The 21,052-nt window shown below is 36.9% G+C and carries 24 protein-coding genes and 1 pseudogene; 7 read left to right on the top strand and 18 right to left on the bottom strand.

Annotated elements, in window-relative coordinates:
• Position 1: 1 nt before the first annotated feature.
• The 5 genes and pseudogenes from moaD to modA all read right to left on the bottom strand — a co-directional run bounded on the left by moaD (position 2) and on the right by modA (position 3,204).
• Positions 2–250 carry a molybdopterin converting factor subunit 1 gene (moaD, locus tag HCB38_RS04145; protein WP_185318443.1) on the bottom strand — a complete coding sequence of 83 codons (249 nt, stop codon included), beginning with the start codon at positions 248–250 and terminating at the stop codon, positions 2–4.
• Positions 234–656: a molybdenum cofactor biosynthesis protein MoaE gene (locus HCB38_RS04140; protein WP_185318442.1), complete on the bottom strand. Its 423-nt coding sequence runs from the start codon at positions 654–656 to the stop codon at positions 234–236. The genes moaD and HCB38_RS04140 overlap by 17 nt, the downstream gene beginning before the upstream one ends.
• A complete protein-coding gene (gene mobB / locus HCB38_RS04135) occupies positions 653–1,138 on the bottom strand; it encodes a molybdopterin-guanine dinucleotide biosynthesis protein B (RefSeq protein ID WP_185637625.1) in 486 nt (161 codons plus the stop codon). The genes HCB38_RS04140 and mobB overlap by 4 nt, the downstream gene beginning before the upstream one ends.
• The gene (locus HCB38_RS04130; RefSeq protein ID WP_185637623.1) at positions 1,117–2,340 is read right to left on the bottom strand and encodes a molybdopterin molybdotransferase MoeA; all 1,224 of its coding nucleotides are present in this window, start codon (positions 2,338–2,340) and stop codon (positions 1,117–1,119) included. Before HCB38_RS04130 ends, mobB begins: the two co-directional genes overlap by 22 nt.
• Positions 2,341–2,434: 94 nt before the next feature.
• A pseudogene (modA, locus tag HCB38_RS04125) lies at positions 2,435–3,204 on the bottom strand (molybdate ABC transporter substrate-binding protein).
• A gap of 108 nt (positions 3,205–3,312) precedes the next feature.
• Here modA and HCB38_RS04120 point away from each other — a divergent pair.
• From HCB38_RS04120 to HCB38_RS04105, 4 genes are all read left to right on the top strand, one after another.
• Complete coding sequence (locus HCB38_RS04120; RefSeq protein WP_003761575.1) at positions 3,313–3,984, top strand: molybdate ABC transporter permease subunit; 672 nt, start codon at positions 3,313–3,315, stop codon at positions 3,982–3,984.
• Positions 3,985–3,986: 2 nt separating this feature from the next.
• Positions 3,987–4,649, top strand: a complete 663-nt coding sequence (locus HCB38_RS04115; protein ID WP_185637621.1) for an ATP-binding cassette domain-containing protein — start codon at positions 3,987–3,989, stop codon at positions 4,647–4,649.
• Positions 4,630–5,211 carry a molybdenum cofactor guanylyltransferase gene (locus HCB38_RS04110; RefSeq protein ID WP_185637619.1) on the top strand — a complete coding sequence of 194 codons (582 nt, stop codon included), beginning with the start codon at positions 4,630–4,632 and terminating at the stop codon, positions 5,209–5,211. Before HCB38_RS04115 ends, HCB38_RS04110 begins: the two co-directional genes overlap by 20 nt.
• Before the next feature lie 67 nt (positions 5,212–5,278).
• Complete coding sequence (locus HCB38_RS04105; RefSeq protein ID WP_185637617.1) at positions 5,279–6,082, top strand: DUF817 domain-containing protein; 804 nt, start codon at positions 5,279–5,281, stop codon at positions 6,080–6,082.
• A 16-nt stretch (positions 6,083–6,098) separates the two neighbouring features.
• Here the strand turns inward: HCB38_RS04105 and HCB38_RS04100 are convergent, their stop codons facing one another.
• On the bottom strand, positions 6,099–6,869 hold the full coding sequence (locus HCB38_RS04100; protein ID WP_185318435.1) for a Cof-type HAD-IIB family hydrolase: 771 nt from the start codon (positions 6,867–6,869) through the stop codon (positions 6,099–6,101).
• A 484-nt stretch (positions 6,870–7,353) separates the two neighbouring features.
• On the opposite strand from HCB38_RS04100, the gene HCB38_RS04095 reads away from it, so the two are divergent.
• From HCB38_RS04095 to HCB38_RS04085, 3 genes are all read left to right on the top strand, one after another.
• Positions 7,354–7,563: a DNA-dependent RNA polymerase subunit epsilon gene (locus HCB38_RS04095; RefSeq protein ID WP_003722652.1), complete on the top strand. Its 210-nt coding sequence runs from the start codon at positions 7,354–7,356 to the stop codon at positions 7,561–7,563.
• A gap of 6 nt (positions 7,564–7,569) precedes the next feature.
• Complete coding sequence (gene rnjA, locus HCB38_RS04090) at positions 7,570–9,237, top strand: ribonuclease J1 (protein ID WP_185318434.1); 1,668 nt, start codon at positions 7,570–7,572, stop codon at positions 9,235–9,237.
• Between the two features lie 108 nt (positions 9,238–9,345).
• Entirely contained in the window at positions 9,346–10,311 is a 966-nt protein-coding gene (locus HCB38_RS04085) for an LCP family glycopolymer transferase (protein ID WP_185318433.1), read from the top strand.
• Positions 10,312–10,353: 42 nt separating this feature from the next.
• On the opposite strand, the gene HCB38_RS04080 is transcribed toward HCB38_RS04085, so the two are convergent.
• The 12 genes from HCB38_RS04080 to HCB38_RS04025 form a co-directional block, all read right to left on the bottom strand.
• On the bottom strand, positions 10,354–11,205 hold the full coding sequence (locus tag HCB38_RS04080) for an FUSC family protein (protein WP_185619038.1): 852 nt from the start codon (positions 11,203–11,205) through the stop codon (positions 10,354–10,356).
• On the bottom strand, positions 11,202–12,122 hold the full coding sequence (locus tag HCB38_RS04075) for a hypothetical protein (RefSeq protein WP_185318431.1): 921 nt from the start codon (positions 12,120–12,122) through the stop codon (positions 11,202–11,204). Before HCB38_RS04075 ends, HCB38_RS04080 begins: the two co-directional genes overlap by 4 nt.
• 143 nt (positions 12,123–12,265) lie before the next feature.
• A complete protein-coding gene (locus HCB38_RS04070; RefSeq protein ID WP_003719245.1) occupies positions 12,266–12,925 on the bottom strand; it encodes a potassium channel family protein in 660 nt (219 codons plus the stop codon).
• Positions 12,926–12,943: 18 nt separating this feature from the next.
• Positions 12,944–13,582, bottom strand: coding sequence for a response regulator (locus HCB38_RS04065; RefSeq protein ID WP_003736192.1), 639 nt, complete (start codon positions 13,580–13,582; stop codon positions 12,944–12,946).
• Positions 13,579–14,637, bottom strand: coding sequence for a sensor histidine kinase (locus tag HCB38_RS04060; RefSeq protein ID WP_185637615.1), 1,059 nt, complete (start codon positions 14,635–14,637; stop codon positions 13,579–13,581). Before HCB38_RS04060 ends, HCB38_RS04065 begins: the two co-directional genes overlap by 4 nt.
• Positions 14,634–15,347, bottom strand: coding sequence for a cell wall-active antibiotics response protein LiaF (gene liaF, locus HCB38_RS04055; protein ID WP_185637613.1), 714 nt, complete (start codon positions 15,345–15,347; stop codon positions 14,634–14,636). Before liaF ends, HCB38_RS04060 begins: the two co-directional genes overlap by 4 nt.
• Positions 15,348–15,482: 135 nt before the next feature.
• Entirely contained in the window at positions 15,483–16,355 is an 873-nt protein-coding gene (locus HCB38_RS04050) for a CvfB family protein (protein ID WP_185318428.1), read from the bottom strand.
• Positions 16,356–16,434: 79 nt separating this feature from the next.
• Positions 16,435–17,130: a copper homeostasis protein CutC gene (locus HCB38_RS04045; RefSeq protein WP_185637611.1), complete on the bottom strand. Its 696-nt coding sequence runs from the start codon at positions 17,128–17,130 to the stop codon at positions 16,435–16,437.
• Between the two features lie 111 nt (positions 17,131–17,241).
• Entirely contained in the window at positions 17,242–17,733 is a 492-nt protein-coding gene (locus tag HCB38_RS04040; protein ID WP_185318426.1) for a PTS sugar transporter subunit IIA, read from the bottom strand.
• 114 nt (positions 17,734–17,847) lie between these two features.
• On the bottom strand, positions 17,848–18,750 hold the full coding sequence (locus HCB38_RS04035) for a glycine betaine ABC transporter substrate-binding protein (RefSeq protein WP_185619048.1): 903 nt from the start codon (positions 18,748–18,750) through the stop codon (positions 17,848–17,850).
• A 13-nt stretch (positions 18,751–18,763) separates the two neighbouring features.
• Positions 18,764–19,612 (bottom strand): ABC transporter permease, encoded by an 849-nt coding sequence (locus HCB38_RS04030; protein ID WP_003771275.1) that lies wholly within the window; start codon positions 19,610–19,612, stop codon positions 18,764–18,766.
• Positions 19,605–20,798 carry a quaternary amine ABC transporter ATP-binding protein gene (locus HCB38_RS04025; protein WP_185318424.1) on the bottom strand — a complete coding sequence of 398 codons (1,194 nt, stop codon included), beginning with the start codon at positions 20,796–20,798 and terminating at the stop codon, positions 19,605–19,607. The genes HCB38_RS04030 and HCB38_RS04025 overlap by 8 nt, the downstream gene beginning before the upstream one ends.
• Positions 20,799–21,052 lie beyond the last annotated feature (254 nt).

Below are 21,052 nucleotides of genomic sequence, written 5' to 3'. Positions count from 1 at the left end.
CTTATCCACCACTTACTGGTGGAATTACAGCTATTTCGGATATTTCTTTTGGTAAAATATCTTGATCTTGCTGAAATTCCATGTTCACGGCTAGCATACAGGTTGCCAAATCCACAGCTATTTCAGGAAATTCACTACTAATAACTTCTCGAACCTCGCCAACTGTTTGACATTGCTGCAAGTTCAATTTCACTTCGGTTTTATGTGTTTTTTCAGCTAAAAAAGCGAAAAATTTAATTGTTGTCAGCATTTATGCCACCCCACCTTATTTTATCGACATCTTTTTCTTCTTTCCATATAGGTACCCGTTCTTTTAATCGTTCAATTATATATCTGGATCCCTCAAAGCAAGCAGCACGGTGTGGTGTTGATACGCCGATAAACACTGCTATATCAGTTATTTCTAAGAGTCCTAATCGGTGTACGATGACTACATCTGCGCCCCACTGTGCTTCTACTTCTGCAGCTAATTTGTTTAGTTCTTTGAGCGCCATTTCTTCGTAGGATGTATAACGAATTTCTTCGGTTTGAATATCTCCTGTCCATTCTCGAATCGTACCAACAAACAAGTTAATACCACCATGATTTTTATTAATTAGTTTTTCAGAAAGCAGACCAATTTCAATTGTTTCATGTTGTAAGGCTACATATTTCATTGTAAAAACTCCTTGATTAATGTTTCTGCAAATGCGTTTAAAGCTTTTTCCTCTCCAATAAAAATCGCATCTTCCTTTAACGCTGGATTGTGCGTCGCGATTTTATGGACTGCCTTACTATTTTTTAAAAGCTCGATTTCCGCCTGTTCGCGAATTAAAATGATTTTAGGAAATGGTCCTGCTTTATAGCCTTCTATAAGAACAATATCTGATTCTGGTAGTTTTTGGATGGCTGCCTTTAAATCGATACCGGTTTGTTCCATCACAGCATATTGTCTCGAATTCGTTATAACAACAGCTTCTGCACCACTTTCTTGAAAAGAGTAAGAATCCGTTCCCACGTGATCTACAGAAAAGTCATGTGCATCATGTTTGATAGCAGAAACCGTGTAGTTTTCCTTCCGACTAGCGCGAATTAATGCATTTAGTAAAGTTGTTTTCCCACTATTTTTAAACCCAATTACTTGGAGGATAGTAGCCATGCTTCGACCTCTTCTCCTTTTAATTTTCCAACTTGACCGCGAGGGATTTTGAATAAACAGGTGGTTAAGTGAAGATTGCCTAGCGCACTAGACATATCGCTTCCTATCAGCTCCACCAAATATTCCCCTTCCCCAGATAAACGATAGGTTCCCCGTAAGAAACGGTCATAGCCATTATTTTTGGTGTAATCACTCGCCATTTTGGCGCGAACGTGAGTTGTCGCGGTTATATCTCTCCCCATTAAGGTAGCTAATACCGGTTCTACTAATAAGTAAAAACCTGTAAAGCATGCCCCTGGATTGCCAGAAAGCGCGATGATAAGCGTTTTGTTCAACCACATCCCTGTTGTCGGGCTACCTGGTCGCATTTGAATTTTATTAAAAAGTAATTCTGCTTCTTGTTTTGCAATATCAGCCATGTAGTCAAAATCACCTACAGAAACACCTCCCGTAGTAACTATTAAGTCCGCTATCTTGGTCAATTCTACTAAACGGTTTTTCGTGTCCTCATAATTATCAGGTAATTGTTCGGCCGCGCAAATCTCGGCATGATGTACTTTTAGCAAATTTTCCAGTAATGGTTGATTACTATTAAAAATTTTGCCATCTGGAAGCGAATTTCCAGTAGGAACAAGTTCACTACCTGTGGATAAAATAGCTACTTTTGGCTTTCTGATGACTTGTACTTCTTGAATCCCAAAGGATGACAGTAAACTTATCGAACCGGCATTTAAAATGTGTCCACGATCTAACAGCAAATCTCCTTTGGCAAACTCCGTACCGATTTCTGTAATGTTACTAGATTTTTGTGTATTTATAAGTACTATTTCATTCTCGTTATCCGCTTCTCTTGATTGTTCAAGCATAATAATTTTCGATGCATTATCTGGCACTTTTGCCCCAGTCATTATTCGGACGGTTTCACCTGGATTTAGCGGTTTATCGTATGTTTCCCCGCATGGAACTTCTGCTACAACGCGCAAAGTGATAGGATAATTCCCGTCATCCGCCTCAGTAATCGCAAAGCCATCATAACCAGAACGCCTAAAATATGGAGCAGGAAACGGCGCGAAAATAGGTTCTTGTAATACTTGATTTAACGCCTCTATCACATGTTTCTTTTCTACTGGAAGATGCGTTATTTGGTTACATAATACTTCTCTCGCTTGTTCCATTCTAATGGTATTTCTTTTTTCAATCATCTGGGCGCACTTCCCTTCCACAAATAATGTATGCGTTTTCTTTAGTACCAATATACAGGAGTTTTCCCGTTTTAAAAAGTAAAGCGACTTCTCCTTAGTTTGCTGCTTTGAATCCGTATTTTTCCAGTATTTTTTGCGCTTCTGATGTATTCATAAAATCAAGGAATGTTGCGGTTTCTTCTTTTTTATCCGAGTCACTGACTTGTGCGCTATAGTAAGCAATTGGATCATGGAGTTTCTCATCAATTGTTGCCTTCACTTGTACTTTTTTGCTTAATAGAGCATCTGTCTGGTAAACGAAGCCTGCATCTGCATTTCCGGCTTCCACATAGGATAAGACTTGACGCACATCGGTTGCAAGAACGAGTTTTGCTTTTTCTGCATTATATAGATTTAAGTTTTCGAGCGTTTGTTTGGCATAGACGCCTGCTGGGACTGATTCCGGGTCTCCGATGGCGATTTTGGATGCGTCATTTAGTAATTGTTCTAAGTTTAGCTCTGACTTTTGATTCACGTTTTTAGGTGTAATTAGAACAAGTTCATTTCCCGCAAATTCTTTCATGTCTTCTGCTAAATTTTTCTTACTTAGTGTAACCGCATCTTTTTTACTCGCTAAAAGGACGCCATCAATTGGTGCACCGCTTTCAACACGTTCGCGAATTTGTCCAGAACCACCAAAATCAAAAGATAGTTTAATCGTTGGATTGGCTTTTTCAAAAAGTGGCTTTACGTCATCTATCGTATCTTTTAAACTTGCTGCTACTGAAATATGTATAGTTGTTTTTTTGCTTTTTCAGGCGTATCCCCGCAAGCTCCGAGAAGTAATAATAATCCACAACTTATAATAAGTGTTATTTTTTTCACCATTCATCCCCCTTTTTTATTTTAGTTACATTGTACTTAAGTTTGACATTTTATACCAGAGAGAACGATAATAATAGAAGTACTAGAGGGTTATTCAGGAGGAGATTTATGTTTACATCTGTTTGGCATACATTACTTGTAGCCACAATTTCTACGTTTCTCGCATTTATGACGATGTTACCACTGAGTTATTATTTTGCTGGTCGAAAATCACGTTTTCAGTTACTTGTGGAGATTTTAATTTTACTTCCGCTTGTTTTACCGCCAACTGTGGTTGGTTTAGTGTTACTGAATGTGCTTGGACGCAATGATTTTATTGGCGGTGTGCTTTGGGATACTTTTGATTTTAGTTTTATTTTTTCCCTTAGTGGTGCTATCGTTGCAACGACGATTATTATTTTACCAATTATGTATCAAGGTTTGAAATCAGCATTTTTATCAATTGATCACGAACTTGTATGGGCAGCAGAGACTCTTTCAGCGAATAAAAAACAGATTTTCACAAAAATTATTTTACCGAATTGCTGGCAACCAATTTTAGCAGGTGTTCTGCTTAGTTTTTGTCGAGCGATGGGTGAATTTGGCGCAAGTTTGATGGTGGCCGGATACATAGAAGGAAAAACCGATACAATAGCCTCGAGCATTTATTTTATGGTACAACAAGGAGACATGCGAACTGCGATTTATCTCGGGTTAATTAATGTCATTATCGGTGTATTTGCTTTACTTGTTATTCATGTTTTAACTGTACGCCAAAGTAATTTAACGAGGGGGATGTAATTATGCTACGATTACAATTTCATAAAAAACTTCCTTTTCATGATTTAAATATTGATTATACGTTTGAAAAGCCAGTAACCGCGATGATGGGCGCAAGTGGTTCAGGCAAGTCAACTCTATTTCAGTGCGTTAGTGGCTTGAAAAGTATTGACGGCGGCATTATTGAATTTGACGGGACTCCGTGGGATGATTCCAATATTTCGTTACATCTTCCTGTGACAGAGCGCAAAGTAGGTTATTTATTTCAAAATCTAGCTTTATTTCCAAATATGAATGTATATGAAAATATCGCTTTTGGCTTAAAAGTGCAGAAAAAGAAGAAAAAAGAACAAGCGGAAATTCAGCAACAAGTACGAAAAATGAGTGATTATCTACAAATTTCTCACCTGCTTTATTCTTCCGTTCAGAAATTATCTGGTGGCGAGAAGCAACGTGTTGCGATGGCTCGAGCAATGATTACGGAGCCAAAATTACTTTTACTGGATGAACCTTTTAACGGGCTAGATGAAGAAACACGTTTAATTTGCATGAAATTAGTTGGTCAGATGGCCAAAGATTTCCATATACCAGTTATTTTTGTCACGCATTATGCCTCAGAAGCAGAAATGATGACCGAAGAAATTTTAGTTATGCGAGAGGGACGTCTTGAAAAACGAAAAAGGTAATGTAGGGATTGTATTAGCTGGTGGGAAATCTAGCCGTTTCGGGGAACCAAAAACGTTTTTTCAGGATGAGGCAACTGGAAAAACGTGGGTCGAGCTAACGGTTAGTAAGTTACTGCCGCTTTGCGATAAGGTATTTGTATCGGCAAATCATGAAAATTATCCAAAACTTGTTGCCCTTTTCGATGCAGAACCAAGCATTGAAATCATTCCAGATCAAACCGCATTCAGTGAATTTGGACCACTTGGAGGAATTTATGCGGTGATGGTAGAAGCAGCGGCTTATCAGAAAGCTAATTTCCTAGTGCTTCCTGTTGATATGCCTTTTTTGACTTTAAAAGAAATTGGACGGCTGGCTAATTATCCTAATCATTTTGCTAAAACAGCGCAAGCAAATCACTATTTGGTTACCAATATCCCCTACTCACGAGAAACGCTACATCACTTACTACAAGACGAGCAACATCGTGTCAGAGCTTTATTCGAAAAACTCCATACCAAACCTTTAGTATTTGAAGAAGATTCCCCATTTAGAAATATCAATCATCAAAATGAACTTTTTTAACCTTTTCTTGTCCTTTTCTTTAGTTTTTTTTGGTAAACTAGAGAAAATCATGAGAAGAGGTTTTTTTATGCAATTTTTTCGCTTACTTTGGGTGTTTACTTGGAAGCAAGCACTTTGTTGTATTTTTCCCGCTATTATCTTTATATCGCTTGCTCTTACAAAGCTGATTCATATTCCTTTTATTGCGCGCTATGACTTACTTTTGATTATTTGTCTTGTAACGCAAATGCTACTCATAAAATTTGGCCTAGAAACATGGGATGAGCTTAAGGTAATTATGGTTTTCCATCTTATTGGACTTGGACTTGAAATCTATAAGGTACATATGGGGTCATGGAGTTATCCAGAAGATGGTTTAATGAAACTTTTCGGAGTGCCTCTTTATAGCGGTTTTATGTATTCAAGTGTGGCGAGTTATATTTGCCAGGCTTGGAAAAGATTTAATCTTAAAATGACAAATTGGCCAAATTTTTGGTTAGTAAGTAGCCTTTGCATAGCGATTTACGCTAATTTTTTCACGCATCATTTTATAATGGATTTTCGGTGGATTTTGATTGTTTTAGTTCTCGTTTTATTCCGAAAAACATATGTTTATTTCAAAGTTAGTTCGACTCAACTCAAAATGCCTTTATCTTTTTCCTTTTTATGTATCGCCTTTTTCATTTATCTTGCGGAGAACATTGCTAGTTTTTACGGAGCTTGGTCTTATCCAGACCAGCTGGTTGCATGGCGTCCAGTGCACGTTTCAAAAATCACGAGTTGGTATTTACTTGTTATTATTAGTATTATAATCGTCGCACAACTTAAATTCGTTAAGCAAAAATTAGAACAAACTTCTGTAAAAGCCAAAAGCGAGGCCACGCTGAAATAGTGGCCTCGCTTTTGATTCAAATTAATTTTAGCTGTTTTAAAGCATTATAAACCCCATCATCATCAACATGGCTAGTAACATAATCCGCCACTGCTTTTACCTCATCACGACCATTGCCCATTGCTACACCTGTTCCAACAGCTTGAAGCATTGCAATATCGTTCAAACCATCGCCAAATGCGTAAGTATCTTCCATCGAGAAGCCAAGTTTTTTGATCATTTGTTTAATGCCTTCCGCCTTCGAACCGTCAGCTGGACAAACATCCACGGAAACATCATGCCAGCGCAAGAAACCATACTGCTTAAATTCTTCTCGGTAATAAGCATCATACGACTCATCACAGAAAAGTAAACACTGATAGATATCTCTGCCTTTGTAATAATTAGCATCCACTTTGGGATAATCTCTTTTAATAGAATTCATACCTATTGTCACCCGGTCGTGATCAGGCAAATTCGCACGCATAGAATCTTTTCCTGAAAAAACAATGGGATGCTCATGCTCCGATGCAACCGTGATTAAACGTTCTAAAGACTCGGTTGGTAATGGTTTAGCGTATATTTCTTTGCCTTCAAAAATAACATATTGTCCGTTATAGCAAATATAAGAATTAATATCTAACTCTTTTCTAATTTCGTCTAACATAAATGGACCACGTCCTGTTGCAATCGCTACATAAACGCCATTTTCTTTTAATTTAGCAATCGCTTGTTTTGCTGATGCTGGAATTTCTTTGGTTTCTCCTACAAGTGTGCCATCTACATCAAAAAATACAATTTTACTCATCAATTAAACGCCTCAATCCTCTATCCATTTTTAAATCATTATGTTTAAATTATAGCAGAAAATCTTCATGATAACAGGGTTGACAAAATTAATTATACTTTCTAGTAGCAATTATCTGGATTTATGGTATATTAGAATGAAGGATATAGATCGGATGAACATTTGTAGGACGACAATGGAACGTGAAAAAAAACTTATAATTACATCTTTTACTCGGAAATTTGTTTCAAATTCCCAAAATAAAGGTATGCAATTATAACGGATAAGAAATTTAACATACGTGCACAGCTATTTTTATACATTAGTCTGTGGTAATTTTTCTTTGTCTTTTTTATGCCGAATTGTTAGTGTCTCGTGCACCCATATCCGCTTGCTACTAAGTCCACAACTGAAAGCAAGCCAATGAATACTAAATAAATATTAGATTTTCAGCTTGAAAATCTATTTTTAAAAAACAAAACTTAAATTTTAAGGAGAGAAAAACATGATTTTTAAAGTATTTTATCAAGAAACACTCACAGAAACACCCGTACGTGAAAAAACACAATCACTATACGTTGAAGCGGAAAGCGAAGTAAAAGTACGCCAACTTTTAAAAGATGAACCTTTCCACATCGAATTTGTTGAAAAAATTAGTGACGCGCACTTAGCTTATGAAAAGGAAAACCCAGACTTCGCGCTCTGGGAAAAATAAGCCTATATGAAATTTGTTAAAAATAATGAGACAGCTGTTTTCGCCCTTGGTGGACTAGGCGAAATCGGTAAAAACACATATGGCGTACAATTTCAAGATGAAATTATTTTAATTGATGCAGGAATCAAGTTCCCAGAAGACGAACTTCTTGGGATTGACTATGTTATTCCTGACTATAGTTACCTAGTTAAAAACAAAGATAAGATTAAAGGACTTTTTATCACCCATGGTCATGAAGATCACATCGGTGGCGTTCCTTACCTACTTCGCGATCTTAATATCCCAATTTATGCTGGGAAACTTGCGAGTGCACTTATCCGCAACAAATTAGAAGAACATGGCTTGCTTCGTCAAACCAAAATTTATGAATATGAAGAAGATGACGTTTTTAAATTTAGAAAAACAAGCATCTCTTTCTTCCGGACAACACATAGTATCCCTGATACGTATGGTATTGTTGTCAAAACTCCTTCTGGTAACATCGTTCATACTGGCGACTTCAAGTTTGATTTTACTCCAGTTGGCGAACCAGCAAACCTGACAAAAATGGCTGAAATTGGTAAAGAAGGCGTGCTTTGTTTACTATCTGATAGTACAAATGCGGAAGTACCAAATTTCACCATGAGTGAACGTGTCGTTGGCGAAAGTATTAAAAATATTTTCCGCGATGTAGAAGGACGAATTATTTTCGCTACCTTCGCATCTAATATCTACCGTTTACAACAAGTAGTTGAATCCTCTATCGAAACTGGTCGGAAAATCGCTGTTTTCGGTCGTAGTATGGAATCTGCTATGGAAATCGGTAAACAATTAGGCTATATTCAAGCACCAAAAGATACCTTTATTGATGTGCATCAACTTAATAAAACACCCGCTGGAAATGTGACTATCCTTTGTACAGGGAGTCAAGGTGAACCAATGGCTGCTCTTTCTAGAATTGCTAATGGTACGCACCGCCAAATCCAAATTCAACCAGGTGACACGGTAGTCTTCTCGTCTTCCCCTATTCCTGGTAATACAACGAGTGTAAACCGCACAATCAATTTACTCTATCAAGCTGGTGCAGAAGTTATCCATGGTAAAGTAAATAATATCCATACTTCTGGTCACGGTGGTCAACAAGAACAAAAACTAATGCTTCGTCTTATGAAACCTAAATTCTTTATGCCGATTCATGGTGAATTCAGAATGCAAAAAATCCATGCGGAGTCTGCTGAGGAATGTGGTGTTCCAGAAGAAAATAGCTTTATTATGGCAAATGGAGATGTACTCGCACTAACGAGTGAAACAGCTCATATCGCTGGTAAAATCCATGCTGCAAGCGTCTATATTGATGGTAGTGGTATTGGAGATATCGGTAATATTGTCCTTCGCGATCGTCGCATTCTTTCTGAAGAAGGTCTCGTAATTGTTGTTGTATCCATTGATATGAAAAATTCTCGTGTGATGGCAGGACCTGATATTATTTCACGCGGCTTCATTTATATGCGTGAATCCGGTAATTTAATCGGAGAAGCTCAAGGTCTTCTAACACGTCATTTAAATAAAGTAATGGAGCAAAAAACAACACAATGGTCTGAAATCAAGAATGAAATTACAGATACTTTGCAACCATTCTTGTATGAAAAAACAAAACGACGTCCTATGATACTACCTATAATCATGGAAGTATAGTTTTAAAGACGATAAATGGTTTTAAAATCATTTATCGTTTTTTGTTGATTTCTCAGAAAGACGATGGTATGTTTAAACAAACTAAATAAGAAAGACGAGGAAAATTTTATGACAGATACTAGGACAGAAACGAAGCGAAAGAAACCGTCCACTTTTACTAAAGTTATGAAAATTGCTAGCGTCACACTTTTAGGAATTCTCTTTTTCTCCATTACAGGTTTGGCAGCGAAGTATTACATCACCGTTCAAAATACTTTCACAAAAATTAATGTTCCTTTAGAAACAAGTAATAAAACAGCCAGTGATTTAGAGAAGAAAAAGCCTTTTTCCGTATTGCTCATGGGTTCTGATGCTCGTCCTGGTGAAACAAATGGTCGTGCAGATACAATAATTCTTGCAACAGCCAATAAACAACAAAACACAGTCGAAATGGTCAGTATCCCTCGAGATACAAAAGTAGATTACGGAAATGGTGATATTGGAAAAATCAACGCTTCCTATTCTAACGGAGGCCCCTCAGGAACTGTTTCAGCTGTAGAAAAACTGATGCCAGGTGTTCCAGTAGATTATTTTATTTCTATCAATATGGAAGGTTTTAAAGACCTCGTTGACGCAGTTGGAGGCATTACAGTATATAATGATATTGATTTAACAGATGTAAATAGCAAATTTGTAAAAGGAAATATTACTTTAAATGGAACAGATGCTTTGCAGTATGTCCGAATTCGTCACGAAGATCCACGAGGTGACTTTGGACGCCAAGATAGACAGCGCGACGTTATTATTGGTATTGCTAATAAAGTTGTAAGTTCATCCGGTGTCTCCAATTTTGAAAGCATCATGAAAGCTGTTGGAGATAATTTCCAAACTAATATGACGCTTACAGATATTACCTCTATGGCTACGAATTATTCTTCCGTTCTTAAAAACGTTGATTCGCAAGAGCTTAAAGGTGAAGGCCAAATGATTTATAGTGAGTCTTACGGATTTGATTTATATTATTTTGTACCAGATGAAACAGATTTAGAACGGGTCATTAATATGTTCAAGAAGAGTTTAGATATTACAGAATAAAAGTAAAAGATGACTGAGGCCAATTAAGCTTCAGTCATCTTTTTATTGATGTTTCACAATCAAGGCTTCCATTTCATTAATCACCTTTGTGCAGGCTTGTTGATGATAAGCAAATACAATTTCATAATCGGGCTCTATCTCTTTATCCAAAGTCACATGATAAAGTATTTCAATATTATTTATCGCTTGTTCTACTAATATGTTGAAATGAAGCATAGGATCATCTGATGCGACATTAGCAACAAAACTACTATCAGTAATAATTTGTTCTCGCGTTTTTCGTAAATCGATTAATTGCTTCCATAAGCCTTTAATCTTTGGAGCTAACGTTTTAGCATTTGCAGAATTAATCTCTAGCGCTTTAATGTTCGCAAGTAAAGCTTTTTCTTGAGCGATAAAAACTTGATTTAATTTTTTTGTTTTTTTCCGTGGATAAAGCGCATAAACAAGAAAACCAATTGCCAGCCCAATCATTGTATCAAATAAACGATCTCTTAAAAAGACAACTGGTTCCCCGTCTCCCTTACCAACTAGCACCATCACCGTAATAACAACAATAACCATCGTGAATTTTTTGGTAAAAAGATAGCTCAGCATTACAGCAAGAGCCGCACCAATTGGTATCATGATATAATGATGATTTGGTACTAAAAGATACACGATTGCCGCAAGCACCCCTCCAACTATCGTTCCTACAATACGCTCAATACTCGATTTATATGTCGCCCCTTTTGTCATCTGAGCAGTAATATAAATTGCGTTAAAAACATAGGTTGGATAAACAATCCAATCACCTAATACTGGAAAAAGCAAAATAGCTATCGTTATACTAATTAAGACTTTAGCTACGCGAGGATCCAGAGCAAGGCGCTCCTTCATCGAAATTTTTTTCATTTCTTATCCCCTCCTTCAGCTAATTCAGCCATTCCTTTTTTAATAGCTAGAAAGTTTTCAACGAATTTTTTTACGTGAAAAGAAGCAACTGGATTCGTTTCTTTGGCGTTAATCTCCGCTGAAACTTCGATATTTATTGAGGATAGTGCCATTCTTGCTTCATCAGATAAACCCGCTCTACCAATGTCTTCAAGTGTTTGCATATGAAAAAAAAGCTGTAAATAATTCGGTAGTAAAGCTTGGTAGAGTTCCACATGGCGAGGATTTTTGTTTTTACTAGCACTGTATTCTTTAATAAACATTTGCGACTGTACGAAAATGCTATATAGCGGTTTTGATACAAATTCCCCGTTATTTTTAAAGACGCTTTCCATTTCTTTATCAAATAGTCCCATTAATTGCTTCATGATAGTTTGTACCGTTTTCTCAAGTGGTAAATGGACGTACCTTACAACAAGTCTTACTAAAATAAAAAACACAAATACATCAATGAGTGATACTATTACCATAACGTATAATGGCATTGGTAGATCTTCTGTCCCAAGAAAATAAAGAGCTGTCCCAATTGCTAGTGTCATCACCATGTATTTTTGAGGCATTGTAAAATTCACTACTAAAATAACAATTAACATCACAAAATAATAAATATATACATTAATCGGAAAAAAGTAAGTGCTTATAATAACGAAAGCGCACGCTAATGTAAAAGCTATCGCAATTTGAGGAATGACTTTTCGAGTAATCCCATATGTAGGTTGCATTGAAATAATTCCTATTAAAACAACAATAGGCAAGACTCCAGCTAAATCAGGAAAAATAACAGTATGAAAAATAACACAAATACTTGTATAAACAAATGCTTGCAACATTTGAATTAATCCTCGAGCCCCAATTTTATCCAGCAAAAATTTTTTCATCAGTTCCCCTCTCTTCTATTTTGTTTACTTAAGCTCTGTAACTATAATAGAAAATAAATAGTTATTTAGCAAGCAAACAATAAAAAAACCTAAGCATATAATAGACATTATTCACATCTTCATATATTGCAAAGGTTTTATTTTTATTGGATTTTTTCTTGTAAACGTTCAATATCGTCATCTGAACCAATAACGATTAAAATATCCCCTTCATGAAGAACATCATTTGCTTCAGGAGTAATAATCATTTGTTTATCTTTTTTTATGCCGACAATATTAACGCCAAATGAGTTACGAAAATCTAAATCAACAAGGCTTTTACCAAGAAAACGCGGGTCAGATACTGAAATCTCCACTAAGCTATATTCATCAGAAAGTTCTAGGTAATCAAGCATATTTTTCGATACGATATAATGTGCTATTCGTCGTCCCATATCCCGCTCTGGATGGACAACTCGGTCAGCTCCGATTTTATCTAGTAATTTGGCATGCTTATCATTTGTTGCTTTTGCAGTAACATATTTTACGCCCATTTCTTTTAAAATCAGCGTCGTTAAAATACTTGACTGAATATCTTCACCAATTGCGACAATAACGTGCTCAAAATTTCGAATACCTAATTGTCGAAGCGCGTTTTCATCGGTTGAATTGGCAATAACTGCATGGGTAGCAATTGACATATATTCATTTACCCGTTCTTCATCTGAATCAATGGCAAGTACTTCCATTCCTTGCTCAACAAGTGAACGACAAATACTTCCACCAAAACGCCCAAGTCCGATGACTGCAAATCCCTCTTTCATGTACAGCTTACCTCCCTATTACTTTTTTTCTACTAAATCATGTTTAAATGCATAGATGGCAGCTTGCGTGCGGTCTTGTACATCTAATTTGGATAAAATATTACTCACATGTGTTTTTACTGTTTTTAAAGTGATGAAAAGTTCATCCGCGATTTCTTGATTTGATTTTCCTTCTGCAATAAGAAGTAAGATTTCATTTTCGCGATTTGTTAAATCATCATGTAAGTTTTTTTCTGGTTTAGCGGTTAGTCTTTGCATCATTTTACCAGTTACTTCTGGTTCTAGTACAGAATCCCCACCGTATGTAGCTCGAATCGCATCCGCAATTTCACTCGCTGTGGAGGTTTTTAACATATAACTACTCGCTCCAGCTTCAAGTGCCGGATATACTTTTTCGTCATCAATAAAACTTGTGACGATAATAATCTTTGCTTCTTTCCAATTTTTCATAATTTCTTTTGTTGCTTCAATACCGTCCATCTCATCCATGACTAAATCCATTAAGATAATATCCGGACGCAATTCTAAAGCCATATCAGCACCTTCTCGGCCATTTTCTGCCTCACCAACCACTTCCATGTCATCTTGAACAGAAAGATATGCTGACACGCCTATTCGTACCATTTCATGATCATCTACTAGTAAAACTTTTATCATTCGTTTTCCACGTCCTTTTTCGCAACAAGTGGGATTTTTATTTCTACGCTAGTTCCTCGTCCTTTAAAGCTAATTATTTTAATAGTACCACCAAATTCAGCGACTCGTTCACGCATATTTTGTAAACCGTATGAACCTTGACGTACATTATCCATATCGAATCCTACCCCGTCATCGACTACTTTCATTACCGCTAAATTATCCATCGTTACTAAACGTACTTCTAATAATTTAGCCTTAGAGTGACGTAAAGTATTCGATAGCAATTCTTGAACAATCCGGAATAAATGATCTTCAATGCCTTTTTGCAAATTAATATCTTCAATTTGCCATTCGACTTCGATAGGTAATTTGGTTGTTAGTTCTTTTAATAATTGTTCTATACCCGTTTTTAATGACTTTCCTTCAAGCTGCGTTGGTCGCAGATGAAGTAATAGTGCACGCATCTCAGATTGAGATTCATTTACGATAGACTCTACCATTTTCAATTGCTTTTGCATGGCTTTAGTTGCGCTTTTTTCGCTTTGTTCATTTAAGGCAGATAATAACATCATCGCAGCGAACAGTTGTTGACTCACAGAATCATGTAACTCGCGCGCAATCCGGTGACGCTCTTCTGACAAAATAGCTTCTTTCGTTTGACCACTTGATTCAGCGCGATCACTTGCGAGCTTCTGGGTCAGAATCGTTTGTGCTTTCATCTTATCACGCAAACGGTCAATTTGCTTATAGACTTGCTGTACTTCTAAAAAAGTTTCATCTTCTTCGCTCGTAATCTTTTTTTCTAAATCACCTTGACTTAGAAGCCGAATAGAGAAGTCAATTGACTCAAACTTTTGTTTAACAAAATAGCCAAGTATGCCACCAATGATTAAACCAATCGAAATAGCTGTCAGTGGTACAAAGACGACAAAAGGAATGTAAAATATTTTTTGTTCAATTAAGATTTTGTACCATGAAGCTTCACTAAAAAAATAGTATCCAACCGTACCAATAGTTGTTGCAATAAGTAGCAACCCTGAGCAGACTGCCATCATTAGCTTCGAAAAACTCATAACCTGATCACCTCTAAATCTCCGAAGATAACAGACGTCATGATTTTCACTTTTCGTGCGGAACTTTCGTAATTATCTGAGTAGACCTTGATACTATTATTTTGTATAGTAGTACTTTCTTTATCATATTGGATATTTCCGAAAATTGCTGAATGTTCAATGCAAATACCAATGTCAAATGGAACAAGTATGCGGATTTTTCCGGATACACTCCGTATCATGATAATACTTTCGCCAGTTGGAAGAACTGTATTTCCCAAATCCAGAATCGTATCACCTATACCTGTTTGAATATTAATATCATCCCATTCGTAAACAACATCTAATATTCGTTGATTACCAAACCACTGATTACGGATAAATTTATCTGTGCGATCAATTTTGCTATCCTGCTCTCTCGTCTTAAGCATTAATAGTTGGGGTGCCCGCTTTCGGCTTATATAGTGAATAATCGCATAAATACCTGCAACAACAAGTCCTACTTTAAAAGTAGTTGTAAGCAGTACTGCAATAATGATAAATACGATACCGATAAACAGTGAGTTTTTTGCGCTTTTTTTCGTGGCGCTTGCTTTTCTTGATGTGAAAATGAAGAATATTCCGAGTGCAAATAAAATGAGTAGCTCCCACTGGAATAACATCTCAAGTCCAACACCAACAATAATCGCAATTAAAAATATAAAAACAACCGAGCTTTCCATTTTTTTCAAGCTGACACACCTCCTTAAGTCATTCTTTAGACAAAGTTATTTCTCGATTTTTCGCTACTTTGTACAGCTGTGTATATTATAGCCAGGATTTGCTAGTAGAAACAAACCGCGCTAGTTGGAACAATCTCTACTACTTTAGTCGGATGTCTCTTCTGTTAACTTAGTAATTATTCCATTTTCTTGTGTAATTCGTCTTGCTTTTAAAAGTGTGCCAATTGCGCGTTTAAATTGCGCCTTACTAATTCCGAATTTAGCGCGGATAGCATCTGGATCAGATTTATCCCCAAACGGCATCTCCCCGCCAACACTTCGTAAATAAGTTAAAATCATTTCCGCATCATCATTTAATACTTCATGCGCTCTCCCACGTAGTGATAAATTAAGTGAGCCATCTGGTTTCACAGCAATAACGCGCGCTTTGACGCGTTCCCCCATCCTAGGTTCAGCAGTCCGTTCACTTTCATGAATAAAGCCAATATGGAAATCATCCGTAAAGACAAAGGAACCTACTTTCAGTAAACGATAAATGATCCCTTCCACATTTTGGTTAAAAAGCGTTTGTTCTGCTCGAACAGCAATTGCACGGAATTGTTCTTCTTCGGCAAGTACTCCCCACACCCGATTTTCTTCGTCTACTCGAAGTGCAATCATCACCCTATCTTCTTTTTTGGGCCATAAGTGGGGTAATGCAGGCAAATCATCTAATGATACAACGACATCTTTTTCAATACCGATGTCCACAAATACACCTAGATGTTTACGTACTTCGGTTACTGTTCCCCAGCCGTAGTGTCCAACTTGAATTTTTGGAATAATTGTTGTTGCGCGGATTTCTCGGTCATAGTCAACAAAAATAAATGCTGTTACTTCATCTCCAACAGCAAGGTCTGTTTCATGTGTATTTGATTTAGATAAAAAAACAGTTACTTCATTTTTTTCTAGGAGCCAACCTGTTTCTTTGATTTCTTTTACTGTCATTACTTGGCTTTTGCCAATATAGTTATTCATTTTTTTCCACCTTTATTTTAAGAATAGTCTTGTTTCATTATAGCGTATCTAAGCTCGTAAGGCTACCTGCTTTGTAGCATCAATCTTGGTTAATATAATGATTTAAAGTATCTATTTTTTCTTTTAAAATATCTTTTGCGAAATCATTCGTTTCTCTAGCAGCACTTCCTACATGATACTCTGTATGATTTAGTGTTCCTTGAAAAGTAGCAATGTTTTCCGGTTTAACGCCACTTCCAACTAGAATTTTAAATGAATCTGGGGTCTCTTTACTGTCATTTATCCACCTTTTAAGGCGTGGCAAGGAATCAAGTGCACTAGACGTTCCACCTGAAGTTAATAATTGATTAATCTCTTGGCCATATGTACGTAAAACTTGGTAGCTTGCTTCAATATCTTTTGTTGCTTCTAGGGCACGATGAAAAGTAAGGTCTAAATCGCCTTTCCAGCCGATCACTTTTTCTAGAAGTTCCTGATCGATGTTTCCGTCTTCAGTGATTCCACCATAAACGATGCCTTTGACTCCAACTTCTTTTGCAAGTTCAATATCTCGTTCCATTACAATTCTAGCAGGCTCATCATATACAAACGAAAAACTGTGAGGGCGAATCATCATCATCGCTGGAAGTTTTGAAGCACGCACTATTTCTTTAATAGCACCGTAACTAGGCGTTAAGCCACCTTCACTTATAGCAGAGACCACTTCCATTCTATTTGCGCCGTATTTTTCCGCTAAATATGCATCTCTAGGATTTTGAACTATCACTTCTAACATTTATTTTCGCTCCTTTTAATACTAATTACCTTCATTCTACCCTTTTAACACGCAAATGAATACTAAAAAATCCATGAAAAGAAAATTAGCTTCTCATGGATTTTTTACTTATTATTTTAAGCTTGTAGTAAATACTTCTGTTTTCCCAGCAATCGTGTCCCTAACTGCCTTAAAATCAAAATCGTATTTGCCTTCTGAACTATTAGTTACAACCATAGGAACCACTGTGCTCGCGGCATTTTTCTTGATAAAATCAAAGTCTGCTTCCACGATTGGATCTCCTACTTTTACTTTATCACCAACATTTACTAACACGTTAAAACCTTCTCCGTTTAGTGCTACCGTTTCCAAACCGATATGAACGAGGATTTCTTGTCCCATATCAGTACGGATACCAAAAGCATGTTTCGTTTCTGCAAGTTGAATGATTTTCCCATCAACTGGTGCAACGATAGTGCCGCTTTCTGGTTTAATCGCAATACCTTCACCCATCATCTTTTGATTAAAAACTGGATCTGGAACATCCTCTAATGCAATAAATTGTCCAGTCACATGAGCAAATACAGTTTCATTTTTACTTTTTTTCAAGAATTTTTTAAACATCCATCTTCCTCCTAGCAAATTCATCAATTAACTATTATTTTACCTTTTTAATGAAAAAAAGGCACGGAGAAAGTATCAAGTATAGATTGAACTTCTTCATGCCTTTTTCAAAGTTTATTTACTTGTTTTTAAATCTTCAATGGAGTTAATATTTTCCATGTATTTTGGCACTGCTAAGCCGATTTTCGCACCTTTTAAGTTCGGTCCTAAATCTTCAAACTTTCCTTTGTAATCTTTGTAGTAGATTCCAGAAGTGTTTGGTAGCCATGCAGCGACCATTCCGTCTGCCGCATCGGTTGCGACAGATGCCCACATTGGTTGAATTTCCATTGCTTGAATGGTTGGTTCATAGCCAACTTGTTTTAAAGCTTCTGCAACAACATTAGTAGAGGCAATTTCTGAATCCCAAGCTACATAAGTAAGTTTGATTTCATCGCCATCTACTTTTTCCACGCCATCGGTCCATTTTGCTACTTTTTCCGGATTGTTTTTAATCCATTTTTTAGCAGCTTCTTCTGGGTCTACGCCGTCATTAACTTCTAGCATTACTTCAGACATATCTTCAGCAGTCCAGAAGAAATTATCTAGCACTTTGTAGGCAGAAGGCTTTTCTTCTTTCAACCCTTTGCGGACAATTGTGTGGATATTTTCAGCGTTTCCAAAAACATTTTTAGGGTCATCTAAAAATTTCAAGTCGAATTTTGTGAACATCCAGTGAGGTGTCCATCCAGTCACAACAATCGGGCGCTTATCTTTCATCGCTTTTTGTAGTGTACTAGTCATAGCAGCAGTAGAACTTGTTTGTAACTGCCAATTATCATCATCTAAATGATAATCTTTAATCGCATTTTGTGTTGCAAGCATAATTCCTGCTCCAGCATCAATTCCTGTGATTGTATAATTGATTTGTTCGCCTAAATCTTTTTTCGCGTCATAAGGAGCAAGGGTTGTCCCGCAGGCTGCTAAAGTGAAAATAAGCATAGCCAAAACTGCAGTGGTGATTAATTTTTTTAGCAATCTACTCTCCTCCTTATTCTGATTTCGCTTTTTTATTGAAAGCTTGTGTCAGACGGTCTAGGATGATTGCTACGATAACAATCGCAATCCCAGCTACAAATCCGCCACCAGCGTCATTACGTCCTACTGCAAAGTAAACACGTGTTCCAAGTCCCATTGCACCAATCATCGAAGCAATTACGACCATGGAAAGTGCTAACATGATACTTTGGTTAATCCCAGCCATCATGGTCGATTTCGCCATTGGTAGCTGCACTTTCCAAAGTTTTTGCCAAGGTGTCGAACCAAAAGAATCTGCCGCTTCAACAAGCTCTGTCGAAACTTGGCGAATACCTAAATTAGTCATACGAACAGTTGGGGGCATTGCGAAAATAACAGAAGCGACTACCCCTGGAACCATCCCAATTCCGAAAAATGCTACGGCTGGAATTAAATATACAAAGGCAGGCATTGTTTGCATAAAGTCAAGCACCGGTTTAAAGATGCTTTCGACGATACCGCTTTTCGCCATCCAAATACCAAGTGGAACCCCAATAACAAGTGCAATTAAACTACTTGTAAGGACAAGAGTCAGCGTTTGAGTCATATCACGCCAGAAATCTAAGTTCCAAATTAATAGTAAGCCGACCACTTCAAAAATAATTAATCCCCATTTTTTCCCTTTACGATTAACCCAGAAAGTCCCAAATACTAGTAAAATAATAAATAACCATGGTGGAACTAAGTCGAATACCCATTGGAATGCATCCACAATTCCGCCAATGATATTAGTAATTACATTAAAAAATCCTTCAAATTGCGTTAAGCCATCAACTAATTTATCAATCCAACTAGCTAATGGAATCGTTGGAATATTAGGCATTAACGTTCACCTCATTTCCAGAAAGTGCGGCCAGAACAGACCCGCGAATAATAATTCCTTTTAATTTTCCATCTTCGGTTACAGCAATTGGAATCGTTGTAGTTGATATCGTATCCATTATCTCTGCAAGTGGTGTATCCGGACCAGTTGTCGGTACATCGCTGTGTAAAGCACTTTCAAGCGAAGTAATATTTTCTTTTACAAGTTTAGATACTTCTGCTGCATGGACAATTCCAACGAGCTCACGGTTACGTTTTACGACAAATACACTAGATGTGCCAGCTTCACGCATCCGTTTTAAAGCAACACGAGGGCCATCTTTTTCAAAATTAACGATTTCTGGGCGGATCATTACGTTGCTCGCTGTATAAACTTTGGAACGGTCTACATCTTCAATGAATTTTTCTACATATTCATTTGCTGGATGTGCCAGAATTTCTTCCGGGGAACCTGTTTGAACAACAGAACCATCACGCATAATCATAATGTGATCGCCAATACGAAGCGCCTCATCCAAGTCATGCGTAATAAAGATAATCGTTTTCTTCATTTTATCTTGTAAATCTAGTAATTGATCTTGCATATCTTTTCTGTTAAGTGGGTCAAGTGCAGAGAAAGCCTCATCCATTAACAAAATATCTGGATTGTTAGCAAGTGCTCTCGCAAGCCCTACACGCTGCTGCATCCCACCAGAAAGTTGGGAAGGATATTGTTCGCCGTAACCAGCTAAACCAACAAGTGCAAGCGATTCTGCTGCATTTTTCTCACGTTCTTCTTTGTTCATTCCTTGAATTTCAAGCCCGTATTCAACATTACGGTTAATCGTTCTATTTGGAAATAAACCAAAATTTTGGAAGACCATGCTCATGCTTTTCCTTCTAACTTCCAAAAGTTCTTTTTTATTTAAACTAGAGAGTTCTTTTCCGTCCAGCCAAATTTTTCCGCTCGTAGGCTCAATTAGACGGTTTAAAAGTCGTACCAAAGTTGACTTCCCACTACCAGAAAGCCCCATTATAACGAAAATTTCTCCTTCTTCTACGCTAAAAGATGCTTTATTAACACCAATAGTCGCCCCTGTTTCTTTCAAAATTTCTGTTTTCGATTTCCCTTGAGAAAGTAAAGAAGATGCTTTAGAAGCCTTTTTTCCAAAAATCTTCGTTAGTTCTTCCACTTTAATCTTGCTCAAAATAAAATCCCCTTTCTTTTTTAAATTGAATTATTTACTAGGCAAAAATTCGGCCCATATCGCTTTAAAAAAAGCAATAACATTTATCATTGTACACAAGTTTCACATTAGTTTCACATCATACAGTTTGATTTGCGCTATTTTGCACATTTGAGAAAGCGCCTCCATCTTACTACAAGAATGGCTAGCGGTTTTTTAAAATTTTTTTAATAAAATTAACTTTTTTTGCTAAAAACGAATCTTTTTCAGTGAAA

This window comes from Listeria farberi (genome assembly GCF_014229295.1).
Classification (GTDB): Bacteria; Bacillota; Bacilli; order Lactobacillales; family Listeriaceae; genus Listeria; species Listeria farberi.
This window is presented reverse-complemented; position numbering and strand designations above follow the sequence as displayed.

Excerpts from the sequence above, each read along its gene's own strand:
- HCB38_RS04045 (WP_185637611.1), bottom strand. The coding sequence starts at position 17,130 with ATGTTAGAAGTGATAGTTCAAAATCCTAGAGATGCATATTTAGCGGAA.
- HCB38_RS04095 (WP_003722652.1), top strand. The coding sequence starts at position 7,354 with ATGATTTTTAAAGTATTTTATCAAGAAACACTCACAGAAACACCCGTA.
- HCB38_RS04105 (WP_185637617.1), top strand. The coding sequence starts at position 5,279 with ATGCAATTTTTTCGCTTACTTTGGGTGTTTACTTGGAAGCAAGCACTT.
- HCB38_RS04050 (WP_185318428.1), bottom strand. The coding sequence starts at position 16,355 with ATGAATAACTATATTGGCAAAAGCCAAGTAATGACAGTAAAAGAAATC.
- HCB38_RS04060 (WP_185637615.1), bottom strand. The coding sequence starts at position 14,637 with ATGAGTTTTTCGAAGCTAATGATGGCAGTCTGCTCAGGGTTGCTACTT.
- HCB38_RS04075 (WP_185318431.1), bottom strand. The coding sequence starts at position 12,122 with ATGAAAAAATTTTTGCTGGATAAAATTGGGGCTCGAGGATTAATTCAA.
- mobB (WP_185637625.1), bottom strand. The coding sequence starts at position 1,138 with ATGGCTACTATCCTCCAAGTAATTGGGTTTAAAAATAGTGGGAAAACA.
- rnjA (WP_185318434.1), top strand. The coding sequence starts at position 7,570 with ATGAAATTTGTTAAAAATAATGAGACAGCTGTTTTCGCCCTTGGTGGA.
- HCB38_RS04030 (WP_003771275.1), bottom strand. The coding sequence starts at position 19,612 with ATGCCTAATATTCCAACGATTCCATTAGCTAGTTGGATTGATAAATTA.
- moaD (WP_185318443.1), bottom strand. The coding sequence starts at position 250 with ATGCTGACAACAATTAAATTTTTCGCTTTTTTAGCTGAAAAAACACAT.
- HCB38_RS04120 (WP_003761575.1), top strand. The coding sequence starts at position 3,313 with ATGTTTACATCTGTTTGGCATACATTACTTGTAGCCACAATTTCTACG.
- HCB38_RS04040 (WP_185318426.1), bottom strand. The coding sequence starts at position 17,733 with ATGTTTAAAAAATTCTTGAAAAAAAGTAAAAATGAAACTGTATTTGCT.
- HCB38_RS04100 (WP_185318435.1), bottom strand. The coding sequence starts at position 6,869 with ATGAGTAAAATTGTATTTTTTGATGTAGATGGCACACTTGTAGGAGAA.
- HCB38_RS04085 (WP_185318433.1), top strand. The coding sequence starts at position 9,346 with ATGACAGATACTAGGACAGAAACGAAGCGAAAGAAACCGTCCACTTTT.
- HCB38_RS04130 (WP_185637623.1), bottom strand. The coding sequence starts at position 2,340 with ATGATTGAAAAAAGAAATACCATTAGAATGGAACAAGCGAGAGAAGTA.
- HCB38_RS04065 (WP_003736192.1), bottom strand. The coding sequence starts at position 13,582 with ATGATAAAAGTTTTACTAGTAGATGATCATGAAATGGTACGAATAGGC.
- HCB38_RS04115 (WP_185637621.1), top strand. The coding sequence starts at position 3,987 with ATGCTACGATTACAATTTCATAAAAAACTTCCTTTTCATGATTTAAAT.
- HCB38_RS04140 (WP_185318442.1), bottom strand. The coding sequence starts at position 656 with ATGAAATATGTAGCCTTACAACATGAAACAATTGAAATTGGTCTGCTT.
- HCB38_RS04070 (WP_003719245.1), bottom strand. The coding sequence starts at position 12,925 with ATGAAAGAGGGATTTGCAGTCATCGGACTTGGGCGTTTTGGTGGAAGT.
- HCB38_RS04080 (WP_185619038.1), bottom strand. The coding sequence starts at position 11,205 with ATGAAAAAAATTTCGATGAAGGAGCGCCTTGCTCTGGATCCTCGCGTA.